This window comes from Brevundimonas sp., assembly GCF_035561115.1.
In the GTDB taxonomy this organism is placed as follows: Bacteria; Pseudomonadota; Alphaproteobacteria; order Caulobacterales; family Caulobacteraceae; genus Brevundimonas.
Genome location: NZ_DATMYH010000065.1, coordinates 15,309 through 35,261, shown reverse-complemented (window position 1 = coordinate 35,261; position 19,953 = coordinate 15,309). Strand labels below are relative to the sequence as shown.

Sequence of the window (19,953 nt, the reverse complement as noted above, 5' to 3'; positions counted from 1 at the left end):
GGCAAGGATGCCATCCTGTCGGGACCGGCGGGGGGCGTGGTCGGGATGGCGGAGACGGCGCGGGCAGCCGGATTCGACCGGGTCATCGGCTTCGACATGGGCGGCACCTCGACCGACGTCTCGCATTTCGCCGGAGACTATGAGCGGACTTCGGACGCCGTCGTGGCCGGCGTCCGGTTGCGCGCGCCGATGCTGGGCATCCATACGGTGGCGGCGGGCGGGGGGTCGATCTGCCGCTTCGACGGCTCGCGCCTCCGGGTCGGACCGGAGTCCGCCGGCGCCGTGCCCGGACCCGCGTCCTACCGGCGCGGAGGACCGCTCACGGTGACCGACTGCAACGTCATGCTGGGCAAGCTGCGGCCGGACCAGTTCCCCGCCGTCTTCGGCCCCGACGGCGGCCAGCCGCTGGACGCCGGCGCGGTGCGTGAAAAGTTCGACGCCCTCGCCGCCGGGGTCGCCCGCGCCACGGGCCGCGACACCAGGCCGGAGGCCCTGGCCGAAGGATTCGTCACCATCGCGGTCCAGAATATGGCTGAAGCCATAAAGTCGGTCTCGATCCAGCGCGGCTACGACGTCACCCGCTATGTCCTGAACTGTTTCGGCGGCGCCGGCGGGCAGCACGCCTGTCTGGTCGCCGATGCGCTGGGGATGACGCGGGTCATGCTGCATCCGTTCGCCGGCGTGCTGTCGGCCTACGGCATGGGCCTGGCCGATGTGCGGGCCATCCGGCAGGCCACCGTGGCCGCGCCGCTCGACACGGCCGGCGACCCGGCGCTGGCCCGACGGGTCGAAACCCTGACCGCCGAGGCGTGCGGGCTGCTGGCGGCGCAGGGCTTCGCCGGTCCGTCGATCACCACCCTGATCCGCGCCGAGATCAAATTCGCCGGCTCGGACACGCCCCTGTCCGTGCCTTTCGGCCCCGCCGACGAGATGCGGGCGGCGTTCGAGGCCCTGCATCGCCAGCGCTTCGGCTTCTTCGCCGAAGACAAGGCGCTGGTCGTGGAGACCCTGGAAGCGGAAGCCGTCGCCGCCTCGGATCAGGCCGCGTCCGCACCCTTCGCCGGCGGATCGGAGGGCGCCCCAGCCGTCATCGCTCGCGCGACCGTGCGGATGGCCGGCGCCGACCACGATACGCCGGTCTATCGCCGCGACGCCTTCGGACCCGGCGCGTCCGTCGATGGTCCCGCCGTCATCCTTGAGGACACTGGCACGACAGTGCTGGAACCCGGCTGGCGCGCCACGGCGGACGCGGCGCTGAATCTGATCCTCGCCCGCGTGACCCCCCTGCCCCCGCGCGCCGCGCTGGGCACGGACGCTGACCCGATCATGCTGGAAGTCTTCAACAGCCGCTTCATGGCCGCCGCCGAACAGATGGGCGAGGCGCTGCGGGCCACGGCCTATTCGGTCAACATCAAGGAGCGGCTCGATTTCTCGTGCGCCGTCTTCGACGCGACCGGCGCCCTGATCGCCAATGCGCCGCACATCCCCGTCCATCTGGGCTCGATGGGCGAGAGCATCCGCACCGTGATCCGCTCGCGAGGGGGCGGTGCGGACGGCCGCGGCATGAAGCGCGACGACGTCTACATGCTGAACGCCCCCTACAATGGCGGCACCCACCTGCCCGACATCACCGTCATCATGCCGGTGTTTCTGGAGGCCGACGATGCGCCGGCCTTCTTCGTCGCCGCCCGGGGCCACCATGCGGACGTCGGCGGAACCACGCCGGGGTCGATGCCTCCCTCGTCGAAAACGGTCGAGGACGAGGGCGTGCTGATCGACGACTTCCTGCTGATCGACGCGGGCCGGTTGAGAGACGCCGAGACCCGCGCCCTGTTCGCCTCGGGCCGCTATCCGTCGCGCAACGTCGGGCAGAACATGGCCGACCTGAAGGCCCAGGTCGCCTCCTGCGCCCGGGGCGCCGACGAGCTGATCCGCATGGTCGCCGAGTTCGGGCGCGAGGTGGTCGCGGCCTACATGGCCCATATTCAGGACAACGCGGAAGAAGCCGTCAGGCGGGCTATCGCCGCCCTGAAGCCCGGCGCCTTCGAACTGGAAATGGACGACGGCGCGATCATCAAGGTGCGCATCGATGTGGACGCCGCGGCCCGCAGCGCCGTGGTCGACTTCACCGGGACCAGCGACCAGCGTCCGAACAATTTCAACGCGCCGCTGTCGATCACGCGGGCCGCGACACTCTATGTTTTCCGCACCCTGGTGGACGACGCCATCCCGTTGAACGAGGGCTGTCTGAAGCCGATCCGGCTGATCGTGCCGGAGGGCTCAATGCTGAATCCCCGCTACCCCGCCGCCGTCGTCGCCGGCAATGTCGAGACCAGCCAGGCCGTCGTCGACTGCCTGTACGGGGCTCTGGGCGTGCTGGCCGCCAGTCAGGGGACGATGAACAACTTCACCTTCGGCGACGACGCGCGCCAGTATTACGAGACCATAGCGGGGGGTTCGGGCGCGGGGCCGGGTTTCGACGGGGCTTCGGCGGTGCAGACGCACATGACCAACAGCCGGCTGACCGATCCCGAGGTGCTGGAAACCCGCTTCCCCGTCCTTCTGGAAGAGTTTTCGATCCGCCGCGGCTCGGGCGGAGAGGGCGCGAACCGGGGCGGCGACGGCGCGGTCCGGCGCGTGCGCTTCCTCGAGCCCCTGACGGCGGCCATCCTGTCCAATCATCGCCGAACACCGCCCTTCGGCGCCGCCGGAGGCGAGGACGGGGCGACCGGCGTCAATCGCATCGAACGGGCCGACGGCACGCGCGAGACCCTGGGCTCGACCGCCGAAGTCCGCATGGACCCAGGCGACGTCTTCGTCATCGAGACGCCGGGCGGCGGCGGGTACGGTCCGAAAAAGGCTTCCTGAACGGCGCGGCAGGCGCCAACCATCCCCGGAGGGGAGAATCGGATGCTTGTGCTTCTGGGGATCGCGGTCGTCGTGCTGGGCTTCATCGCCCGCATCAATCCGTTGCTGGTCATACTGCTGGCGGCGATCGTCACCGGGGTGGCGGCCGCCGTCGCGCCCGGCGTCGACGCCCGCGCCCTCGGACAGGCGGCGATCGACACGCTGGCGGCGTTCGGCGACGCGTTTAACGACAACCGGTATTTCCACATCACCTGGCTGGTTCTGCCGGTGATCGGCCTGCTGGAGCGCGCCGGTCTGCAGGAGCGGGCCCGGCTGCTGATCGCCCGGGTCAGGGCGGCGACGGCCGGGCGGCTGCTGATCAGCTACCTGGTCGTGCGGCAGGCGACGTCGGCGCTGGGCCTGACCTCTCTGGGCGGGCATCCGCAGATGGTCCGGCCGCTGGTGGCTCCGATGGCCGAGGGCGCGGCCGAGGTCCAGGCCGGCGGCTCCCTGCCCGACGCCCTGCGCTATCGCATCCGCGCCATGTCCGCCGCCACCGACAACATCGGCCTGTTCTTCGGTGAGGACATCTTCATCGCCATCGGCTCCATCGTCCTGATGGTCGGCTTCCTCGAACAGGCCGGAATCATCGTCGAGCCGCTGCAGATGTCGGTCTGGGCCATTCCCACGGCCATCGCGGCCTTCGCCGTGCACGGCGCGCGGCTGCTGCTGTTCGACCGGTCGGTGAAGCGTGAGATCGCGGCGGCGGCCGACGCCGGAGCGGCGAAATGATCACCCTGGACCACGCCTATGTGCTGGTGGGGCTGATGTTCCTCGCCTTCGCCGTCCTGACCCTCGGCGACCGGGCCCATCCGACCCGAATCCGCAGCGCCGTCTTCTGGGGCCTGATCGCGGCGTCGATGCTGTTCGGTTCGTGGCTGGGCGGGCTGGGGAACGGGATCCTGGTGCTGGCCCTCGTCGCCGTGGGCGGGCTGAAGAAGCTGGGCGTCGGCCGTCCGCCGACCACCACGCTGGAGGAACGGCGCGAGGGCGCCGTGCGCCGCGGCAACGCCCTGTTCATCCCGGCCCTGATCGTGCCGCTGGTCGCGGTCGGGGGAACGCTGGCGGCCAAGCATACGGGCGCCGGCGCATGGCTGCTGTCCCCGACCCAGACGACGCTGATCGCCCTCGGCCTCGGCTGCCTCATAGCCCTGTTCGCGGCCATGGCCTGGCTGCGGCCGCCGGTGATGGCGCCGGTGCAGGAAGGCCGGCGGCTGATGGACTCCATCGGCTGGGCCGCCGTCCTGCCGCAGATGCTGGCTTCGCTGGGCGCCGTCTTCCTGGCCTCGGACGTCGGCGGCGTGGTCGGCCAGCTGGTCAGCCAGGCCGTGCCCCTGACCACGCCCCTTCTGGCCGTCGTCGTCTACTGCCTGGGCATGGCGCTGTTCACCGTCATCATGGGCAACGCCTTCGCCGCCTTCCCGGTGATGACCGCCGCGATCGGCCTGCCGTTCGTGGTTGTCCAGTTCGGAGGCAATCCCGCCATCGTCTGCGCCATCGGCATGCTGGCGGGATTCTGCGGAACGCTGATGACGCCTATGGCGGCCAATTTCAACGTCGTGCCGGCCAACCTGCTGGAGCTTCCGGACAGGGATTCGGCGCTGAACGGTGTGATCCGGGCCCAGATTCCGACCGCCCTGATCCTGCTGGGGATCAATATGGCGCTGATGTACGCCTTCGCTTTCAGGTTCTGAGATGATGCAACGCCTTGACGCCGCCACGGCCTCCCGCTTCGCCTCGGCGGCGCTGGGCCACGTCGTCCGCGAATATCCGAACAAGATGGACCATGTCCTGTCGGGCCCCGAGGACGTCCAGGGACCGCGCGCCCTGCATCCGATCTTCTTCGGCAGCTTCGACTGGCATTCCTGCGTCCATGGCTGGTGGACGCTGTTCACCCTGCTGCGGCTGTATCCGCAGATGCCAGAAGCGGACCGGATCCGGGCGTTGGCCGACGAACTCTTCACGCCGGAGAACGTCGCCGCCGAGACCGCCTATCTGGAGCGCCCCGGCAGCCGCGGGTTCGAGCGCCCCTATGGCTGGGCGTGGCTGCTGATGCTGGCGGCCGAGATGAACCGCCCGGACACCGCAGCCGATCGGCGTTGGTCTGCCGCCATCCGACCGTTGGCCGCCGCCTTCGCCGACCGTTTCAGAACATACCTTCCGCTTGCCACCTATCCCGTCCGCGTCGGCACTCACTACAACTCTGCCTTCGCCCTGCGCCTCACATCGGAAGCCGCCGGGGTATTGAGGGACGACGATCTTGTCGCCATGTGCGACGCTCGCGCTCTCCACTGGTATGTGGCGGACCAGGACTGTCAGGCTTGGGAGCCGTCGCAGGATGAATTCCTGTCCCCGGCCCTGATGGAAGCCGCCCTGATGCAACACCTGCTGCCCTATGGCGAATTCGCGGGCTGGCTGGACCAATTCCTGCCTCGACTGGAACAGCGCGAACCGGCGACCTTGTTCCTTCCGGCCAGCGTCAGCGACCGGTCCGACGGCAAGATCGCCCACCTCGACGGCCTGAACCTGAGCCGGGCGTGGTGCTGGCGCGAGATCGCCTCGGCTCTGGACGCCGGTGATCCCCGCCGCCCGATCGCGCTGGAGGCCGCGCGGGCGCATCTCGACGCCGCCCTGCCCCACGTCACCGGCGACTATATGGGCGAGCACTGGCTGGCCAGTTTCGCCCTGCTGGCGATGCTGGCGGGACCGGGTCCGGGAACGGCGGGTCAGACCGTCTGACGAACCGGATCGGGGCGATACAAATCGGCCTCGATAACCACGACAATCCAGCCGCGACCGGCGACACATTGCACGACAATCAGAACACCCGGGCCAGCGAACAGCATCGGCATATAGGGTTCGGCGGGCCTTCATGGCCGGCCCGCGGAGCGCCCGATTCACCGCCCGGAAAGCGCATCCTCCGCGAGGGCGATTGCGCCCAGAGGACCGGCGCGATCCGCCAGCGCGGGAGCGACGACGAAGCTCCCGATCCTCTCGACGATCTCCGGCGTCGCGCCGTAGCCGTTCAGACTTTGAACCAGCGCCGTTCTCAACCGGGGCAGAAGGAAGGGCTGTCCGCCCACCACTCCGCCGCCGATCAGCATTCGCTGCGGCGCCGTCGTCAGCACCAGATTGTGCAGCAGGGCGGCAAGCGCGTGGACCACCTCGTTCCACTCCGGACTGGAAGGCTCGAGCTGCCCACCCGGCCTGCCCGCCTTCGCCTGAATCGCGGGACCGGACGCCAGGCCTTCCACGCAATCCCCGTGGAACGGGCATACGCCCGCCCAGGTCTCCCCCGGCATACGCGGTATGCGCAGGTGCCCGGCCTCGGAATGTCCGAGGCCGCGGACGGTGCGGCCCCGCACCACCGACCCGACGCCGATGCCCGTTCCGACGGTGATGTAGGCGTAGCTTTCCAGCCCCCGCGCGCCGCCCCACCGTCCCTCGGCCAGGGCGGCGCCGTTGACATCGGTGTCGAACCCGATCGGCGCGCCGAATTCGCGCAGCGGCGCCAATACGTCGGCGCCGCTCCAGCCGGCCTTGGACGTGTTGACGATGCAGCCGTATCGGGAGGCCCCGGGATCGAGCTCCAGCGGACCAAAGCTCGCCACGCCGATGGCGGCGAATCCCTCATGATCCCGCCAGCGCGCCATGACGCCCCGGATCGCGGCGAGCGTCTCCCGGGGCGTAGTCGTCTCGATCCGCACTTCCTCGCGGATATCGTCAGGCCCCGAGGCCAGCAGGCAGACGCATTTGGTCCCGCCCAGTTCGATCCCGGCGAGCAGCGGACCCCGGTCTGACATGAGCTCCCCAATGGCGCAGCGACGATGGACTCAATCCATCGCCTGTCCCGTCGCGGCGCACAAGGCTCGGCCGACCCGCATCGGGAAGGCGGCCCCCGCCGCAAGGGCGGGGGCGTTTTCCGAACCTACCAGCTGGCCTTCAGCTTCACGCCGACCTGGTTGTCCTGCAGACGGTCGCTGAACAGGCCGCGATAGCCGGCCGAGAGGGTGAGGCCCTCGCCGACGCCAACCTCCAGACCGAAGTCGGCGACGCCGGCCAACGGCGGGGTTTCCGCACCTTCGACGGTGAAGGAGCCGAAGCCCGTCGGGGCGCCGGTGAAGCGCATGTCGCCGATCGCCTGGCGGTCGCCCGTGGTGGCCAGAACGCCGGCTCCGGCGTAGATCCGGAAACCGCGGCCGTTGACGCGATAGTCCTGCGTCCCGCGGGCGCCGACCTGCAGCGACTGCCAGTCCCGTTCCAGCCCTGAAGCCTGCAGCGACAGACCGCCGGCGCCGGTTTCGGTGAAGCCGTCGACCGAGGCGTTGGACGCCGTGCCGACGGCGCCCAGGGCGATCATCGTATTGTCCGACACCTGGAAGCGGCGCGCCACGCTGGCCGAGAACGCCTGGCCCTCGACATGGGTGTTGCCGACGGCCTGGCCCTGGAAGACGCCGACGTGGACGCCGCGTCGGCTGTCGAGATCGCCGCGGTAGAAGGTCCCGGTCACGTCCGCCGCCCAGACGCCGTCGTCGAAGGCGACATAGCCCGCTCCGTGCGCCAGATCGCTTTCGTAGTGGGCCTGACGGGCCACGACGTCGGCTTCAACACGGCTGACGCCCCCGGCCGCGCCGATGCTCACCGCGCCGTTGCGGACGCCATAGCCCCCGGCGAAGCCGTTCAGACGGCTGTCGATCGTGGCCATGCCCGGCTTGCCGTCCAGCGTCTGGTCGCCGGTGTAGGCCGACACCCAGCCGCCCTCGCCGCGAGCGGTCGAGGCCGACGGATCAAAGGCGCCGAGGACGTCGCCCAGACGGTCGGCCACATTATCGCGGCCGCCGGCGAAGCTCATCCGGTCGACGAAGTTGAGCGCTTCTCCGCCATCGTCCCGGCCTCCGAGGCCGCCATCGCGCACGGCGGTCAGGAAGCTGTCGTTGGCGCTGAACAAGGAGGTGGTCATGTCGGCCAGCGGCTCGCCGCTGATGCTGTCGAAAACCGCCTTGCGGTCCGTATCGTTGAGGCCGGCCATGATGCTGAGGATGCCGGCCCAGTCGTCCGAAGCCGCCAGCTGGCCCCCGCTGAGCGACTGGCCCACCGCGCGCTGATTGCCCGTTCCATTTCCGGTCATGCCCGGATCGAAGTTGGTCAGCTCGCGCAGCTCCAGCACGGCGCCGTTCGGGGTCAGGTCGTAGCGGACCCGCCAGAACAGGCCTTCCTGGGCCGCTGCGGTGAAGTTGGCGCCGTTGGCGAAGGTTCCGACCAGATTGTTGGCCTGCAGGAACAGGTAGCGGGTCGAGAAGTTGAAGTCCGCCGACGAGCCCTGGAAGGTCGGGGCCAGAAGGCCGCCGGTCAGGGTCGCCGTCCCGTTGATGCGCAGCTGGTCAATCAGGTTGCCGCCCGACGTGCCCAGCACGTCGATCGCCAGCGTGCCGCCGTTCAGGGTCAGACCGCCGGCGGTGAAGCCGCCGATGCCGTTCTGTATCCCGGCCAGGCCGGGGGACAGGACCGCGCCGTTCGACGCCGTCAGGGCCCCGCCGATCGTGCCGGCGCCCGTCACGCTGCCACCCGAGGCCGACAGGCCGCCGGTGGTCGTGCCGAGGAAGCGCAGCTCGCCGCCGGTGTTTCCGATCGAGGCGATCGTATGGTCGCCCATCAGGGTGAACAGGCCGCCGGTGTGGACCAGCGACCCCGCGCCCGACAGGCGTCCGCCGAAGCCGGACTCGGCGCCGCCGAAGGTCAGGCGGCCCGCGCCGACGTTGATGTCGCCCGTCCCGAACAGGGCCCCGATGCGCTCGTCGAAGCCGTTGACGTTGAAGGTCGCGCCCGAGGCCACGGAGACCGTGGCCGCATCGGACAGACGCTCGGAAGCGCCCAGACGCAGCGTGCCGGCGTTGATCGAAACCTGCGATGCGCCCGCCGTCCCGTTCAGGATCGAGGCCCCGCCCAGGTTGAAGAGGGTTCCGGCGCCGAGGTTGGCGTTCACCGTGGCGGCGTTCAGCTGGTACTGGGCCGCCGTCAACGTTCCCGTGCCGTTCAGCGCGCCGTTCAGCACCGCCAGACCCACCGTGTCGTTGAAGGCGCCCAGGTTCAGGGTCGAACCCGAACCGACCGAAACCGTGGCCGTGTCGGCCAGACGGTTCGAGGCGCCCAGGGTCAGCGTCCCGGCCTGCACCACCACATTGGCGGCGCCGCTCCTGCCTGTCAGCGTCGAAACGCCGCCGGTGTTGAACAGATTGCCGACGCCCAGGTTGGCGTTCACCATCGCGCCGTTGAGGTCATACTCGCCGGCCGTCAGCGTGCCTGTGCCCGCCAGCGCGCCGTTCAGGCCCACAAGGCCGACCGTGTCGTCGGACGCGTCCAGGTTCAGCGTCGAACCCGCGCCCACCGACACCGTGGCGTTGTCCGCCAGACGGTTGGAAGCCCCCAGGGTCAGCGTGCCGTCGAGGAGGGCGACCTGGGTCGCGCCCGAGGTTCCGTGCAGGGTCGAGACGCCCGACTGCTGGATCAGCAGGCCGGCGCCGAGGTTGGCGTTCACCGTGGCCGCGTTGAGCTGGTACTGGGCCGCGCTCAGCGTGCCCGTCCCGTTCAGCGCGCCGTTCAGGGTCAGGAGACCGACCGTCTCGTCGAAGGCGCCGAGGTTCAGCGCCGCGCCGCTCGAGACCGTCACCACGGCATTGTCCGCCAGACGGTTCGCCCCGCCCAGGTTCAGGACGCCGCCATCGACCAGCGCCTGGTCCGCCGCGGCCGTCCCGTTCAGGGTCGAGGCGCCGATGCTGTACAGGACGCCCGCGCCAAGATTGGCGTTCACCGTGGCGTCGTCCAGCAGATAGTCGGCCGCCGTCAGCGTTCCCGTGCCGTTCAGCGTGCCGTTGTGCAGCACCGCCGTTGCAACCGTCTCGTTGAAGGCGCCGAGGTTCAGTATTCCGTCCACCACGACCAGAGCGGCCGCATCCGACAGGCGGTCCGAGGCGCCCAGCGTGAGGACGCCGTCTTGCACCGACACCAGGCCGGCGCCGCTGAGGCCGTTCAGGGTCGAGGCGCCGAGGCTGTACAGGGCGCCCGCGCCGAGGTTGGCGTTCACCGTGGCGCCGTTCAGCAGGTAGTCGGCCGCCGTCAAGGCGCCCGTACCCGCCAGCGTGCCTTCCAGCAACGCCAGATCGACCGTGTCGTTGAAGGCGTTCAGGTTCAGCGTCGAACCCGAAGCGACCGAGACCGTCGCATTGTCAGCCAGGCGATCCGAAGCGCCCAGCGCCAGCGTGCCGTCCAGCACCGACACCAGATCGGCGCCGCTCGTCCCGTTCAGCGTCGAGACGCCGCCCGTGTTGTACAGATCGCCGGCTCCGAGGCTGGCGTTCACCGTCGCGCCGCTGAGGCTATACTCGCCGGCGGTCAGGGTGCCCGTGCCATTCACGGTCCCGGAGAGAGCCGCGATGGCGACGCTCTCGTTGAAGGCGCCGATGTTCAGCACCGCGCCGCTCGAGACGCCCAGGACGGCCGTGTCCGCGATGCGGTCCGACGCGCCCAGGGTCAGCGAGCCGCCGAGCACCGACAACAGATCGGCGTTGGAGAGGCCGTTCAGGGTCGAGGCCCCGGCGATCACATAGACCGAACCGCCCGCCAGGTTGGCGTTGACCGTTGCGCCGTCCAGCTGGTGCTGGTCCGCCGTAAGGGTTCCGGTTCCGGCCAGCGTGCCGTTGATCGCGGTCACATCGACCGTCTCGTCGAAGGCGCCCAGGTCGAAGGTCGCGCCCGACATGACCTGCAGACCGGCCGAGTCGATGATCCGGTCCGACGCGCCGAGGGTCAGCGTGCCGCCGAGAACCGTCACCAGGTCCGCGGCCGATGCGCCGCTCAGCGTCGAAGTTCCGCTGGCGTTGTACAGGGCGCCCGCGCCGAGGTTGGCGTTCACCGTCGCGCCGTAGAGGCCGTATTCGGTCGCCGTCAGCGTGCCCGTACCGTTGAGCACGCCCGACAGGATGGCCAGGGCGACCGTGTCGCTGAAGCCCTGCAGGTCCATGACGCCGCTCGCGGCGACGTTGAGCTCCGAAGCGTTGGACAGCACGTTCGACGCGCCGAGCCGCAGCGTGCCGCCGGTGACGTAGGTCGTGCCGCTGTAGGTGTTGGCGCCGCTGAGGGTCAGGGTGGAGCCGCCCGTGATCTGCAGGCTGCCGGTCCCGCTGATGACGCCGGCGTAGGTGCTTGCGCCGCCGCCGCCGCCGACGATCAGGACGTTCGCGCCCAGAGCGACGGCGCCGGCGCCGTTCAGGCTGCCGATCTGCTCGCTGTTGTTCAGCTGGAGCGTGGCCGGTCCGGCGATCGTGATCGCCGCGGCGTCATTGATCGCCTGGCCGCCGCTGATCGCCAGCGTGCCCGAGTTGATCGACCAGCCCATGGTCGAGCTGTCGACGCCGGTCAGCGTCCAGACGCCCGCGCCGTTCTTGTCGCGGCTCTCGAAGTTCAGCACGCTGTCGATGGCGAGCGATCCGGCTCCCGAACCATCCAGCACGAGGGCGTCGAAGCCATCCCCGCCGTCAAGGGTCGAGGTGAGGCCGGCCGTGTCGAACAGAGTGACCGCGTCAGCGCCCGCGCCCGTGTCGAGCGCGCCATTCAGCGTTCCGGCCAGGGAGACGACGTCATCGCCGCCGCCGGTCAGAACCGCGCCCGTCGTGATCGATCCGGCGAGGAAGGTCAGGGTGTCGTTGAAGGCGCCGACGCTTTCGACGGCGTTGACCGAGCCGGAGATCGTGCCCGAGCTGGTGAGGTTCAGGGCGGCCAACGACCGCACGCCGCTTTGCCCGCCGGTGATCGAACCGGTGTTGGTGATCGCGCCGCCGGCCTGCAGCAGCACGCCCTGCCCGGTCGTGCCGGTGATCGCGCCGTCGTTGGTCAGAGTTCCGGAGCCGGTTACGATGTTCACGCCATTCGTCGCGCCGGTGATCGACCCGCCCGCCAGGTTGGCGATGACCGTTCCGCCGTTGCCGATCACGGCTGACCCCGCCGTTCCGATGAGCATGCCGTCATTGGTTATCGTACCGCCCCCGCTGACCAGATTCATGGCGTTGCCGCCGCGAATCGTGCCCGAGTTGACGACTGTCGCGCCGAGGCCGTCCAGGAACAGGCCCACGCCCGTTCCCGTCGTCGTGATCTCGCCGCCCGCCAGGTTGGTGACGCTCGAGTTGGCGCCGAACAGCCGGACGGTGGACCCCGCGCCGCCGCCCTGGATCAGGCCGCTGTTGGTCAGCGAGCCCGCGCCCTGGGTGTAGATGGCGTTGGTGCCCGACGTGATGGCGCCGGTGTTCGAGATCGTGCCGGTCCCGCCGGCGTAGATGCCCGAGCTGTTGAAGTTGGTGACCGAGGCGCTGATCGCGCCCGCGTTGGTCAGGTCGAGATTCTGCAGGGCGCTGATGGCGAAGCCGCCGTTGATCGCGCCTGATGCGGCGTTGGTTAGCGTCAGACCACCGCTGGAGAATATGGCTGTGCCGCCGCCGGTGACCGTTCCCGCATTGTTGACCGCGCCATTGGCGGCCGAGACAAAGATGCCGGTTCCATTCTGGCTCCGGACCGTGCCGCCAGCGGTCACGTTCACGGTTGAGTCCAGCCCGGCGGTCACGGCGGTTCCGTTGACCAGATCGACGTTCGAGAGCGTCGCGGTCGACCCCGCTCCGACGTTGACGCCGAGGCTCGCCGTGATCGCCCCGCTCAGGGTCACCACGCCGTTGACGCCCACCATTCCCGCGCCGCTGACGGCGTTGGCGAAGTCGTGGTTGTCGCTGCGGGCGAAGACCACGGCCGAGTTGTTGGCCAGCGCCACCGAACCCGCGATCGAGCCGGCCGTCGCCCCGTCGCCGATCTGCAGCGTGCCGGCGTTGACGGTGGTGCCGCCGGTGTAGTCGCTGTCGCCCGCAAGAATCAGCGTGCCGAGGTCGGTCTTGACCAGTCCGCCGGCGCCCGTCAGCGCCGAGGCGATGGTCGCGGTCCATGCGGCGCTGGGCGCCGTGCCGTCGCCGACGCGGATCGTGGTGCTGGCGTTCGCCAGCGTGATGGAGTCGCCTTCGACGTTGTAGCCGTTGGCCGCGAACTGCATGCCCGTCACGCCGACAGCGCCGTTCACGTCATCGACCGTGACCGTGCCGCCGACCCCCTGGAAGATGGCGAAGCCGGGCTGCGGCTCCATGGCGCCGTTGAACAGGCCGCCCGCGTCGGTCCACTCCGAGCCGGCGGCGGTCCAGGTTCCCGCGCCCCCGTTGACGGCGCCGTTGTCATGCTGGCCGGCGTTTCCGCCGTCCCAGAACAGCAGCTCCGTCGGCGCATGGACGATGTTGACCTGGCCAGCGACCGAAGTCTGGACCTGCACGCGCTGGGCGCCGGCCGGGGTCGTGCCGATCACCAGGCCGTTGTCGGTCAGGACGCCGCCGTAGGTCATCAGACCATAGACGCCGAAGCCATAGGCGCCGGTGCTGGCGACGTTGACCGTGCCGTCCAGGATCAGATTGCCGGTCACCGCGAACAGGGCGGGACCGCCGACACCACTGAAGGTCGCGTTGATGGCCGAGCCGGACGACAGGCCGAGGAAGCCCATGGTGAGCGTCGAACCCTCGGCGCCGGTCAGGCTTCCGCCGTCGGCGATCGTGACCCCGCCGGTGATCGTCCCGTCGCCACTCAGCGTGCCGCCGAGGGCGACGTTGACCGCGGACTGCACGACGCCGTCGACGATGAGCGAACCGCCGTAGACCGAGGCGCCGCCCGAGAAGGTTCCGGTTCCGGTCAGGGTCAGGGCGCCCGACTGGTGGGCGAAGGTCTCGAAGTTGGCGAGGTTATCCAGATTGAGCGAGGCGGAGCCGGCGCCCAGGGCGCTGATGAAGCTGTCCGTGCCCGTTCCCGCGTCGATCAGGCCGCTGAAGCCGCCGCCCTGGTAGGTGAAGGAGTCCGCGCCGGCGCCGAGGTCGGCGCTGGTCATCGAGCCCGTGCCGGCCAGCGTCAGATTGTCGACGCCCGCGCCGGTCGCGGCGTTGTAGGCGCCGTTCAGGGTACCGGCGATGTTGACCGTCTGCGTTCCGGTCGCCGTGGACACGATCTGACCGTTGGCGGTCGAGCCGGCCTGCAGGTCGACGATCCTGGCGCCCGCGCCCGTCAGCTGGATCGAACCGATCGCGCCCGTGATCGTGCCGCCCGACTGGTTGGTGATCGTGCCGGCGCCGGACATCTGCACGCCATAGCTGACGGACCCGTCGATCAGGCCGGCGTTGGTGAGCGTGCCGGAAGCGCCGTTGTTGAAGGAGACGCCGGCGCCGCCGAGGATCTCGCCGCCAGCGAGGTTGGTGACTGAGCCGCCGGCGCCCAGCGCGATCGCCGTACCGGTGTTGCGGCTGATATGGGCGGAGGTGGTCGCGGCGTCCGGCGCCGCGCCGCTGGCGATCACGCCGGAGTTGGTGATTGCGACCGAGAAGTTGGCGCCGATCCCGGTCAGCGTGTTCACGATCAGGCCGGCGTTGTTGATCGTGCTGCCGTTCGCGCTGACGAAGACGCCTTCGTTGCCTGCGCCGACGATCAGGCCGCCGGCGTTGTTGGTCAGGGCGGTGGCGCCGCCCAGAATAATCGCGTCGTTGAAGCCCCGGATCAGTCCGGAGTTGGTGAGGGTCCCCCCGGCGGTGACGACGCCGTAGTTGCCGAGGATCGTGCCGCCGGCCTGGTTGGTGATCGAACTTCCGGCTCCGTTGCTCTGGATCCCGCCCAGCGTCCCGGTGATCAGACCGCCGGACTGGTTGACCAGCGTCAGGAGGCCGTTGGTGGTCACGCCGTAGCCATTGACGGTCACCGTGCCCGCGATGTTGCGGCCGATCACGCCGGCATTGGTGACGCTGACGGCGCTGGCGGAGGCGCTGGAGACCCCGTTGCCCAGCGTAGCCGTGATGTAGCCGCCCGCGAAGTTGTTGACGGTCAGGCCGCCGGCCGTGTTCTCGACGCCGTTGTAAAGGTCGCCGACGATCAGGCCGTAGTTGTTCACCACCAGCAGATCGGTCGAACCGGACTCGTGGCGGACGCCGGCGTTGCGGCCCTGGATGGTCGAGCCCGCGCCCGTATCGGCGATCGAGCCGTTGTTGACCGTCGTCGTGCCCCCGGCGCCGCCGTTGAGGACATAGATGCCCGCGCCGACGGTTCCGTCGCCGCCCGTGCCGGCGTTCTGGATCAGGCCAAGATTGGTCACGCTGGCGTTGGCGCCGGTGACGCGGACGCCATTGTACTGGCCGCTCTGCAGGGATGCGCCGTTCGCCACCGTCAGGCTGCCGCCCGTGGCGCTGAGGACCACGCCGGTGTTGCTGGCGCCGCTGCGCGAGCCGCCGAGGATCAGACTGGACCCCGGGCCGCTGACCGTCAGCTGGCCGGTGGTGGTGATCGCGCCGGCCAGGGTCACGCCCGTGCCGTTGATGTTGATCGCGCCCGAGCCGGAGATGTTCTGGTTGGCCGTCCCCGCGGACACGTTCTGGTAGGTCAGCGTGCCGTTGTTGACGATGCTGGCGCCCGAGATCGACGCGGTCGTGCCCAGCAGGGTCGCGCCGGAGTTGATCCGGGTGACGCCGGCCCAGCTGTTGGCGCCGTTCGTCAGGGTGATGCTGCCGCCGTTGAAGGTGACGTACTGGTTCGCGCCGCCGACGCCGGTGGTCTCGTAGATGCGGCCCGCCAGGGTGATGGCGCCGCCCGAGGTGTTGTTGAGAATGGTCGGATCGGCGGCCTGCTGACCGTCGACCACTTCCAGCGAAATGTTGTTGTTGTAGGTCCCGGTCGCCGCGAAATCGATCTGCGGATCGATCATCCGGATCAGGCCTGTGCCCGCGGCGCTGGTGTGGCCCAGCCGCAGAATGCCCGCGTTGACGACGGTGCCGCCGGTGTAGGTGTTGGCGCCCGACAGGACGACCGTTCCGGGCCCGTTGAGGGTCAGGACGCCGGCGCCGCTGACGACGCCCGACTGGGTCAGGGTCTGGCCGGAAGCGGCGCCGAGGCTGCCCGCGCCGGTCATGGCGAGCGTCCGCGTATTGCTCAGCGAGGCCGTGGTCGTGATCGAGCCGCCGCCGGTCAGGGTGAGGCCGATCGCGCCCTGGAACTGCTGGGTGTTGCTGATCGTCAGCGCCGCGCCGTTGACCGTCACGCCCGAGGTGAAGCTGTTGGCGTTGCCGGTGCCGGTCAGGGTCCAGGCGCCGCCCGTGAAGGCGCCGGTCTCCCAGCCGCTCAGGTTGTCGACGCTGAAGCTGCGCGAGCCCGAGCCGTTGAAGGTCAGGCTGTCCGCGCCCGAACCGGCGTGCAGCAGGGTGTAGCCCGTGGCGCTGGTGTTCAGGGTCAGGTTGACGGCGCCGCTGTTGCCGGTGGCGTCGAGGTTGCCCGCAAACGCGCCCCCCAGGACGAGGGTGCGCGTGCCGGAACCTGTCGCCACGATCGAACCCGTCGCCGTGGACCCGGTCTGGAGATCGATCGTCGCGGAGCCGGTCCCGCCAAGCAGGAACGAGCCGAGGGCGCCGCTGATGTCGCCGCCCGAAAGGTTCGTCAGACTCATCGAGCCGCCGTCGAGGACCACGCCGTAGCCGCCCGCCGTCGCAGCCGAAATCGTGCCGGCGTTGCTGGTGTTCGTCGTGCCGCCCGTGGTGCGCACCCCGGCAAGAGCGCCCGTGAGCGAGCCGCCGGCGAGGTTGTTCACGTTGAGAGTGCCGGCCGCGCCGACGGCGGCGGAGCCGGAGCCGGCCAGGGTGAAGGCGCCCGCACCGTCCACGGAGCCCGCGCCGAGCAGGCCGCTGTTGTTGATCGTGACCGTGCCCGCGCCACGGTTCTGGACGGCGCCTGCGCCCCCGCCAGCGAGAGTTCCGCCGCTGGCGTTCGTGACTGTGACGTTGGCGCTGTTGATCAGCACGCCCGCGCCTTCGGCGGTCGCGCCGTAGATGACGCCGCCGCTGTTGTTGGTGACCGTGGACGCGCCGGTTGTTTCGACGCCGGCGAAGCGGTCGCCCTGGATCCGGCCGGTATTTGTGACGATCGCGCCGGCGTCGGCGCGCACGCCGTCCCAGCGGCCCGTGATCGAGGCCGCGGCGCTGTTGGTCAGCGTCAGATTGCTGGTCGTCGTGTTGACGCCGTAGCCGGCGTCCGTGATGAGGCCGCCCGAATAGGTGATCGTGCCGGTGTTGCCGACCGTGCCGCTGCCGATATTGATGCCCGAGACGGCGCCGCTGCCCGAGGTGATGGTCCCCGCGTTCTGGATGTTGTTGCCGTTCACGGCCGAATAGATGACGTGGCCGGTGGCGCTGGCCTGCGAACCGAGGTTCAGCGTCAACTGGTCCGCCGTCGTCAGGGTGAAGGCCGAGCCCGTGACATTGGTCAGCGAGCCGCTGAGCCGCATCGAGGTCGGCGTGCCGCCGTCGATCAGCCAGCCCGCACCGCCGTCGCGGCTGCCCGTCAGCGTCAGCGTCCCGGTGACCAGACGATAGGTGTCGAAGTCCGACAGGTCGGCCAGGTCGACGGAGCGGCTGACTGCGGTGCTGCCCAGGTCGACGAGAAGGCTGTCCGTGCCGGTTCCGCCGCTGATCGTGCCGGCGAAGGTGCCGCCCTGGTAGGTGAAGATGTCGTTGCCAGTCCCGAGCGTGGCGCTCTGCATCGAGCCGGTCGCTCCAAGGGCAAAGGTCACCACGCCGGAACCCGCCGCGCCCGAAAAGTCGCCCGTCAGGACGCCGTTGACGGTCAGAGTCCGGGCGCCGGTGTCTTCGGAAACGATGTCGCCGGTGACGGTTGAGCCGAGCTCCAGGTTGAGCGTCGCCAGATCGTTGCTGCTGAGCAGGATGGCGCCCTGGCCGCCGGAGATCGTACCGCCCGACTGGTTGGTCAGGGTGAAGAGCCCGTCCAGGATTTCAGCGCCGTAGCCGTGGGTGGCGTCGGCGCCGCCGGTGATCGTGCCGCTGTTGGCGATCGTACCTGTGCCGAAGGTGTAGGCGGAGTTGATCAGGACGCCCGCAAAACCCACCCCGCCGCTGGTGCTGATCGTGCCCGTATTGGTCAGGGCCACGGCGCCGCCGGTGATGCTCACCCCGTTGGAGAAGCCGGTGAGCGTGCCCGAGTTGGTCAGGGTTCCGCCGAAGCTGCTCCAGATGGCGTCATAACCGCTGATGACGTTGGAGTTGTTCACCGAGCCGCCGCCGCCCAGACGGACGCCCGCCGTGTTAAGTCCGCCCGTGCCGGTGATGGTCCCGGCGTTGACGACCGTCGTCGGCCCGTTCTGAAGATAGGCTCCGTTGAGGCCGGTGATCGAACCGGTGGCGCTGTTGATCAGAGTGTTGTTCGGATTGCTGAACCGGACGCCGGCCGCACCGGTGCCCGTGCCGGTGGAGGTGATCGTGCCGTTGTTGGTCGCGGTCATCGTACCGTTGACCAGATAAAGACCAGCCGAGCCGTTCGCCGTGCTGCTGATGTTGACGCCGGAGGCGACGGTCACATTGTAGGAGCCGATGTTGGCGTAGACGGCGGTCGCGGCGCTGATGTCGGCGCCGATAGTGATCGTGCCGGTCGTGCCCGTGGTGGCGCCCACGATCTCAACGCCGCGGCTGATGGCTGTGATCGCCGCGGTGGTGGTGATGTTGATGGCGCCGGTCGAGCTGCCCGTCGTGGTGGCGGAGACGCCGATGGCCGGCGCGGTCGTGTTGCCGATGGCCGCGCCGACATTGATCGCGATGGCGTTGGTTCCACCCGAGCTGGTCGCCAGAATTCCGGTGCCGGTTCCCGCGACGGTGCTGTTGATCGTGCCGGCGCCGCTGGTGGTGATCGTGGTTCCATTGGTGTTGGTCGAATGAATCCCCGTCGGCGCGACGATGGCCGCCTGGGAGGTGATGGTGCTGCCGCCGCCGGTCGCATCGGTGCGGATGCCGGTGACCAGGGCGTTGATCGAGCCGCCCGTCATCTCGACCGTGCTGCCGTAGAAATTGCTGGCGTTGATGCCGGTGTCGAAGCCCGTGAACGTCGACGAGCCGAGCATAATCTGGGCGTTGACGTTGGAGATGGCGTTGAAGCCGGCGATGTGCGTGCCGTTGGCGACGAATGACTGGCTCTGGTTCGAGGCGTCGAAGGATATGTAGCCGCCCGGAGACTGGAGGTTGATGCCGTAGCTGCCCGTGAAGACGGAGCCGCTGGACGTAATCGATACGCCCATATTGGCGTTGGTCTGGATGTAGAGCGCCGACCCTCCGTTCACCGTCGTGGTCAGGGTGTTGACGCCGGTGATGGTCACGCCGGTCGAGTTCAGGCCGCTGGTCGAGCCCAGAATGCGCAGGGCGTCGCTCGTCGGAGCGCCGGTGGTGTTGTTGATGGTCACGCCGTTGACCGTGGTCGTGGTCGCCTGGCTGACGTTGGAGATCTGGATGCCGCCACCGCCCGCGGACTGGTCATTGACGGTGGGGGCGCCGCCGCCCGTCCGGGTGATCGTGCCGCCCCCGGCGGGGTTGACCACGACTTGCGCGAAAGCCGGAGAAACCGCGAGCGACGCCGCGATCAGCGCCGTCGAGCCCAACAGCCCCATCCGCATCCGGCGCGCCGCATCGGCGCTGGTGTTCGGGCGAGCAGGCGAGCGCGAGCCCGCGACGGGACGCTTGTTGGAAACCGACATGTAGAAACCCACCCGAACGGCCGGCTCGCGCCGGCACTCATACAAATACGCAGGGGCGGAAGAGACCTCGCCCACCACGGCGGACGGCGGTAATACATGGGTAACTATAGGGACGGAACGGTTCACATAGCGGCGTTCGTCCCAATCTTGGGACGACACGCCTGTCACGCGATTCCAGGCTGGACGGGGCCCCTCGGGGCGGGCGATCCGGTCGCTGCCGCGGGGGGCCCGGAGCCTGACCACGTCTCCGAAACTTCAGGAACCGGACGTTTTTCTTACTTAAAAGTGTTCAAGGAGAACGCCGTCCGTACTTGGGGTTGAGCCTTCCACGCCACAGTTCGAACGAAATTTATCCTTCGGCCGGTCCAGGCTGTGGCATGGAAGCAATAGACGTGGGAGATAGCAGCCTTGGCTTG

At 69.4% G+C, this 19,953-nt stretch carries 7 protein-coding genes; 4 read left to right on the top strand and 3 right to left on the bottom strand.

Annotation, left to right across the window (positions count from 1 at the left end):
- The 4 genes from VN378_RS08640 to VN378_RS08625 all read left to right on the top strand — a co-directional run.
- Positions 1-2,868: hydantoinase B/oxoprolinase family protein (locus VN378_RS08640; protein ID WP_325742902.1), on the top strand; the 2,868-nt coding region annotated here is incomplete at its 5' end.
- A 42-nt stretch (positions 2,869-2,910) separates the two neighbouring features.
- The gene (locus tag VN378_RS08635) at positions 2,911-3,639 is read left to right on the top strand and encodes a DUF969 domain-containing protein (protein ID WP_325742900.1); all 729 of its coding nucleotides are present in this window, start codon (positions 2,911-2,913) and stop codon (positions 3,637-3,639) included.
- Complete coding sequence (locus VN378_RS08630; RefSeq protein WP_325742898.1) at positions 3,636-4,601, top strand: DUF979 domain-containing protein; 966 nt, start codon at positions 3,636-3,638, stop codon at positions 4,599-4,601. Before VN378_RS08635 ends, VN378_RS08630 begins: the two co-directional genes overlap by 4 nt.
- Positions 4,602-4,605: 4 nt before the next feature.
- Positions 4,606-5,646: a DUF2891 domain-containing protein gene (locus VN378_RS08625; protein ID WP_325742896.1), complete on the top strand. Its 1,041-nt coding sequence runs from the start codon at positions 4,606-4,608 to the stop codon at positions 5,644-5,646.
- On the opposite strand, the gene VN378_RS08620 is transcribed toward VN378_RS08625, so the two are convergent.
- The 3 genes from VN378_RS08620 to VN378_RS08610 form a co-directional block, all read right to left on the bottom strand.
- Positions 5,634-5,759, bottom strand: coding sequence for a hypothetical protein (locus VN378_RS08620; RefSeq protein ID WP_325742894.1), 126 nt, complete (start codon positions 5,757-5,759; stop codon positions 5,634-5,636). The two genes, VN378_RS08625 and VN378_RS08620, sit on opposite strands and share 13 nt — an antisense overlap.
- A gap of 45 nt (positions 5,760-5,804) precedes the next feature.
- Positions 5,805-6,710: an ROK family protein gene (locus tag VN378_RS08615; protein ID WP_325742892.1), complete on the bottom strand. Its 906-nt coding sequence runs from the start codon at positions 6,708-6,710 to the stop codon at positions 5,805-5,807.
- Positions 6,711-6,835: 125 nt separating this feature from the next.
- Complete coding sequence (locus VN378_RS08610) at positions 6,836-19,537, bottom strand: autotransporter-associated beta strand repeat-containing protein (protein WP_325742890.1); 12,702 nt, start codon at positions 19,535-19,537, stop codon at positions 6,836-6,838.
- Positions 19,538-19,953: the final 416 nt, after the last annotated feature.

Bases quoted from the DNA above. Each gene is read 5' to 3' on its own strand.
- VN378_RS08635 (WP_325742900.1), top strand. From the start codon at position 2,911: ATGCTTGTGCTTCTGGGGATCGCGGTCGTCGTGCTGGGCTTCATCGCC.
- VN378_RS08630 (WP_325742898.1), top strand. From the start codon at position 3,636: ATGATCACCCTGGACCACGCCTATGTGCTGGTGGGGCTGATGTTCCTC.
- VN378_RS08625 (WP_325742896.1), top strand. From the start codon at position 4,606: ATGCAACGCCTTGACGCCGCCACGGCCTCCCGCTTCGCCTCGGCGGCG.
- VN378_RS08620 (WP_325742894.1), bottom strand. From the start codon at position 5,759: ATGCCGATGCTGTTCGCTGGCCCGGGTGTTCTGATTGTCGTGCAATGT.
- VN378_RS08615 (WP_325742892.1), bottom strand. From the start codon at position 6,710: ATGTCAGACCGGGGTCCGCTGCTCGCCGGGATCGAACTGGGCGGGACC.
- VN378_RS08610 (WP_325742890.1), bottom strand. From the start codon at position 19,537: ATGTCGGTTTCCAACAAGCGTCCCGTCGCGGGCTCGCGCTCGCCTGCT.